At 29.0% G+C, this 2,975-nt stretch carries 2 protein-coding genes; both read left to right on the top strand.

Going from position 1 to position 2,975, the window contains the following annotated elements; translation table 11 throughout:
- Positions 1 to 235 precede the first annotated feature (235 nt).
- Positions 236 to 1,429, top strand: coding sequence for a hypothetical protein (locus tag PMI10_RS21485; protein ID WP_007811842.1), 1,194 nt, complete (start codon positions 236 to 238; stop codon positions 1,427 to 1,429).
- 10 nt (positions 1,430 to 1,439) lie between these two features.
- The gene (locus PMI10_RS21480; protein WP_007811838.1) at positions 1,440 to 2,873 is read left to right on the top strand and encodes a hypothetical protein; all 1,434 of its coding nucleotides are present in this window, start codon (positions 1,440 to 1,442) and stop codon (positions 2,871 to 2,873) included.
- Positions 2,874 to 2,975: the final 102 nt, after the last annotated feature.

The following is a 2,975-nucleotide window of genomic DNA, read 5'->3' as shown; positions in this document are numbered from 1 at the left end:
TCAATATTGCTGGTTTCATGTTATGGAGCATCAGTCAAGTCATTTGGGCCAGATTTTATTTTTAAAGAAACGAATTCCGCCGGAAAAGAAAGTCAATTTGGAACAGGAACTAAAAAACTAATTTTTATTTCAATTTGAGTTGTATGAAACAATCAAATCTGTAGTTGCTAAAATTGACTAATAACTTTTAATGTGTATGATGTTTTTGTTTAATTTTGAGTACTAAAAAACTAACATGAAAAAAAAATATTTATTTGGGCTTACCTTTTTTTTCGGCTTGTCTGCTGCCGTTAACAGCCAAAGTATTTCTGCTGAAAGTGTTGAATATCAGATTCTAAAAGTGCCTAAAATTATTGTCGCTCAAGATTTTCGTCAGTATTCTGTTGCAGTAACTTCTCCATATAACTTAACTACAGAAGCCGTTGTAGCGCAGTCTAAGGCTGATTTTGAAAATGACTTAACCAGCTTTGATAAAAGAGTTGCAGACAGTCAGAAAGACTTTCAGCAAATTTTAGTAGATTATGACGCTGAGGTTCTAAAAGCAAAAGAAAAGTACAAAATGGAATCTGAGGAGTTTAAAAAGCTTTCTTTGTTGGAGCGACTTACTATGACAGATAAAGGACAAAATCCTAAATTGGTTCTTCCGAACAAACCAGTTTATGTACCTCTTTCTAAACCAGTTTATCATGAGCCAAATTTGAAAAACTTTGTTATTATCGACAATAATGTATTAGCATCACAAATAGATATAAAAGGATTTAGTAAAGACGGAGATTACTTAACCATTTCATTGGATATAAAGAAAATAAATTTCCAAGATAATTCTGGTCAAAGTTATGCAAACCAGCCAACTAAATTAGTTGTTAAGCAAAATGGTGAAGAGAAAATAAACAAAACTTTCTTTCAAGATTACGAATATATTAGTTCGTCACCAACAAACAACATCAACAAAGCTACAGTAGAGCAGGCAAATGTAAAAAAGGTAATGGCTTTTATCAATTCTTATTTGAATGAAACTTTTGCTTTTCAGTCTTTAAAAAACACTGTAAAACTTCAAAGTGTAAAAAACAAAGGTCAATATGATGATTTAGAAAAAGCTGATATTTATGTTTCAACTAATTTAAAAAAGTTAAACCCATCTAACCCTCAAATTAATGAGGCTGCAATGGCTGGAATGCAAAAAGGAATTGATATCTGGAAAGAAGTGCTAAAAAAAATTGATTATAAAGATACAAAAGCTGATTATAATGCTAAAATCGCCAAATTCGTTTATTTTAATTTAATCAATTTGAATTTAGCATTAGATAAAAAATCAGATGCAGAAAAATTTTTAAACGAAATGCAGGAAAACTTGATTTACATCAAGTTAAGTTCTTCAGAAGAGGGCGAACTAAAACAAATTGAAAATAAAATATATAAAACTACCTAAATTACATTTTATGAAAAATAAAATAGCCCTTTTGTTGCTTTTATTTGTAAGCACGACAATATTTAGTCAGGAGAAAAGAGAATGGGGAACCAAATTTGACTATGATGAGAAAAAAGAAAAAGATTTAAAAGTAGTTTTAGTTGATAATTACAATCACTTTACAGTTTCTGTAATTAATATAGACGGTGGTATGATGCCTACAAATCAAATCATTATTAGAAAGTTTGATCAGAAAAACCAATTAGTAAATACTTTCACTCAAGAATTTCCTTATAAAGATGTATCTACATTACACAACTATCTTGGAAGTTTTGAATTAGGGAAAGACAAAATAGTGGTTTTTACCGATTGTTATTCTAATAAAACAAAGAAAAAAGAAATACATAAAATTATATTTGATAAAAAAGCTAGCGAATTTACAACCACTTTAATAACTGAATTTACTTTTGAAAGTTTATCAAAATCAGGTACAACTTTTGCAATTCCTTCGCACAATAAAAATTATATTGGTATAGTATACAGCAAGTTTGCCAATAAAAAAATTGCCGAAGAACACGAATGTTTTTTACTTGACGGAAATACAGCCGATTTAGTTTGGAAAAAAAATATCGCTTTTCAGTTGCTTTCTTTTACAGATAATATTGTTTTGAACGATAACGGAAAATTTATCTTTGTTCGAAACTCCAAAGAAACTGGATCTAAAAGTATACTTGCAGTCGCTGATGGAAACACTATAGAAAATAAAGATTTTGGAACAGAAGATGTTAAAATTCAAAAACCAATTTCATTTATAGCTGGTCCTAATGATTATTTAATTGCATTCAATTCTTATGCACATGGCATTAATCGTGCAGGCGATTATGGAAAAATTCTTGTTTATGATTTAAATGCAGGAAAAGTTTTGAAAAACAATCATGTAGATAATTTTGAGCAGATCAAGGACTTAAATAAAATTAATTTTAATGATGTTTTTGTACAGAATGATGAAATAGAATTGTTTGTTGATTGTGATTTTCAAACAGGAACAAAGCCTGATCCCACTTTTCCTAATTCTACTTTTAAAGTACCTGTATATTCTAATGGAATTCCAACTTTGCTAACTTTTTCAATGGACGGTCAGTTTAAAAAGGGAATACCATTAGATGCTGGATCTTACAATGATCCGTTAATTAAATCTATTGGAATAATAAATATTGGAGGTAATTATTATTTTAATACTGGTTTTTATAGTTCATTTTATACATTGAATGCTCCAGATTTTGCAGTAAAAAAGAATAAATATGTGTTTTTGCTCAATCATCAAGGCGAAGTGCAAGAATATAAAGGAGGTACTGTTATAAATCAGTTTTGTAACTATTTACCAGACAGTAAAAAAATGTTATTTGCAAAATCATTTGGTAACGGAAAAATAGCTTTTGTTAGTATTTCCGGACTGGAATTATAAATCGAATTGAAAAATTAAATAAGACTTTAAATTTGATAATAATGAGCTCGATATTGTATCAGGCTCTGAAGGCAGAGGTTTTAATGAAGAGGAAAAGAAAAA

The sequence above is a fragment of the Flavobacterium sp. CF136 genome (assembly GCF_000282055.1).
GTDB lineage: Bacteria > Bacteroidota > Bacteroidia > Flavobacteriales > Flavobacteriaceae > Flavobacterium.
Note: the sequence above shows the minus strand (reverse complement) of the source record. Positions and strands in the feature narration are given on the sequence as shown.

Excerpts from the sequence above, each read along its gene's own strand:
- PMI10_RS21485 (WP_007811842.1), top strand. The coding sequence starts at position 236 with ATGAAAAAAAAATATTTATTTGGGCTTACCTTTTTTTTCGGCTTGTCT.
- PMI10_RS21480 (WP_007811838.1), top strand. The coding sequence starts at position 1,440 with ATGAAAAATAAAATAGCCCTTTTGTTGCTTTTATTTGTAAGCACGACA.